Source organism: Frankia sp. Mgl5 (genome assembly GCF_023242985.1).
In the GTDB taxonomy this organism is placed as follows: domain Bacteria; phylum Actinomycetota; class Actinomycetes; order Frankiales; family Frankiaceae; genus Parafrankia; species Parafrankia soli.
In genome coordinates this window covers 1-257 of sequence record NZ_JALKFY010000209.1, presented here as the reverse complement: position 1 = coordinate 257, position 257 = coordinate 1, and the positions used below count along the sequence as shown (strand labels likewise).

At 57.6% G+C, this 257-nt stretch carries 1 protein-coding gene; it reads left to right on the top strand.

The features are described 5' to 3' along the window. Positions 1-257 (top strand): biotin/lipoyl-binding protein (locus MXD62_RS09040; RefSeq protein ID WP_248828924.1); only part of this gene is annotated, 257 nt, incomplete at both ends.

Below are 257 nucleotides of genomic sequence, written 5' to 3'. Positions count from 1 at the left end.
GTCCGGCACTCTGCAGCCCAATGAGGAGGCGCAGGTTTCCTTTGAGGTGGCAGGCCGTGTAGTGGAATTGAACCGCAACGAGGGAGACCAGGTCAAGCAGGGAGAGATCATCGGCAGGATTGATTCCAGTGACTACTCGCTGCAGCTGGCCAAGGCCAATACATCCGTGGAACAGACAGGAGCCAACCTGCAAAAAGTGAACAACGGCGCACGCGAGCAGGAGCGGATTCAGGCGAAGGCGCTTCAGGATAAAGCAC